Source organism: Paenibacillus terricola, assembly GCF_014779765.1.
In the GTDB taxonomy this organism is placed as follows: Bacteria; Bacillota; Bacilli; order Paenibacillales; family Paenibacillaceae; genus Paenibacillus_T; species Paenibacillus_T terricola.
Genome location: NZ_JACXZA010000017.1, coordinates 1 through 1,729, shown reverse-complemented (window position 1 = coordinate 1,729; position 1,729 = coordinate 1). Strand labels below are relative to the sequence as shown.

Sequence of the window (1,729 nt, the reverse complement as noted above, 5' to 3'; positions counted from 1 at the left end):
TTCCGCCTGGGGAGTACGCTCGCAAGAGTGAAACTCAAAGGAATTGACGGGGACCCGCACAAGCAGTGGAGTATGTGGTTTAATTCGAAGCAACGCGAAGAACCTTACCAGGTCTTGACATCCCTCTGACCGGTCTGGAGACAGGCCTTCCCTTCGGGGCAGAGGAGACAGGTGGTGCATGGTTGTCGTCAGCTCGTGTCGTGAGATGTTGGGTTAAGTCCCGCAACGAGCGCAACCCTTGATTTTAGTTGCCAGCACATTAAGGTGGGCACTCTAGAATGACTGCCGGTGACAAACCGGAGGAAGGCGGGGATGACGTCAAATCATCATGCCCCTTATGACCTGGGCTACACACGTACTACAATGGCCAGTACAACGGGCTGCGAAGGAGCGATCCGGAGCGAATCCTATAAAGCTGGTCTCAGTTCGGATTGGAGGCTGCAACTCGCCTCCATGAAGTCGGAATTGCTAGTAATCGCGGATCAGCATGCCGCGGTGAATACGTTCCCGGGTCTTGTACACACCGCCCGTCACACCACGAGAGTTTACAACACCCGAAGCCGGTGGGGTAACCGCAAGGAGCCAGCCGTCGAAGGTGGGGTAGATGATTGGGGTGAAGTCGTAACAAGGTAGCCGTATCGGAAGGTGCGGCTGGATCACCTCCTTTCTAAGGAATTACCTGATCACGATGATGATCAGATAAAAGGCTTACAGTTGTTACTCGCTCGTTGTCAGTTTTGAAAGAACAATGTTTCTTTCTAAAAGCTGAATATCCGTTTGGTGTCGATGGCGGAGGGGTTCCACGCGTTCCCATACCGAACACGACCGTTAAGTCCTCCAGCGCCAATGGTACTTGGACCGCAGGGTCCTGGAAGAGTAGGACGACGCCAAGCGGGTACGCTTTTGTATCTCCAAAAATAGTTATCATATTGGCCTTTAGCTCAGCTGGTTAGAGCGCACCCCTGATAAGGGTGAGGTCGGTGGTTCGAGTCCACTAAGGCCAACCATTTCAATTTCATACGGGGCCATAGCTCAGCTGGGAGAGCGCCTGCCTTGCAAGCAGGAGGTCAGCGGTTCGATCCCGCTTGGCTCCACCAGATCAATCTTCTGATTGGTCGACTTTGCACCTTGAAAACTGGATAGCGAATAATGAAACATCCTTTAGCTTGAGTAATAAATGCTAATTGAAGTGTTCTCTTTATAGAAAACACCAGGTTAAGCTACTAAGAGCGCACGGAGGATGCCTAGGCACTAGGAGCCGAAGAAGGACGTGGCGAACAACGAAATTGCCTCGGGGAGCCGTAAGCAGGCTTTGATCCGGGGATGTCCGAATGGGGAAACCCGGCTGCGGTAATGCGCAGTCACTTCTTACTGAATACATAGGTAAGATGAGGCATACCAGGGGAACTGAAACATCTAAGTACCCTGAGGAAGAGAAAACAATAGTGATTCCGTCAGTAGCGGCGAGCGAACGCGGATTAGCCCAAACCTACGGACTTGTCCGTAGGGGTTGTAGGACGTCTCACATGGAGTTACAAAGGTGTTGGTTAGGCGAAGAGGTCTGGAAAGGCCCGCTATAGAAGGTAAAAGCCCTGTAACCAAAAGCCAGCACTCTCCGAGACGGATCCTGAGTACGGCGGGACACGTGAAACCCCGTCGGAATCCGGCAGGACCATCTGCCAAGGCTAAATACTCCCTAGTGACCGATAGCGAAGCAGTACCGTGAGGG

General features: G+C 52.5%; 2 tRNA genes and 3 rRNA genes. All 5 read left to right on the top strand.

What is annotated here, in order from left to right:
• A 16S ribosomal RNA gene (locus H8B09_RS30280) occupies positions 1–667 on the top strand; the annotation flags it as partial.
• Positions 668–776: 109 nt separating this feature from the next.
• Positions 777–893: ribosomal RNA gene (gene rrf, locus H8B09_RS30275) — 5S ribosomal RNA — on the top strand.
• 37 nt (positions 894–930) lie between these two features.
• Positions 931–1,007 (top strand) — tRNA-Ile (locus H8B09_RS30270).
• A 14-nt stretch (positions 1,008–1,021) separates the two neighbouring features.
• Positions 1,022–1,097 (top strand) — tRNA-Ala (locus tag H8B09_RS30265).
• Positions 1,098–1,213: 116 nt separating this feature from the next.
• Positions 1,214–1,729 (top strand): 23S ribosomal RNA (locus tag H8B09_RS30260); the annotation flags it as partial.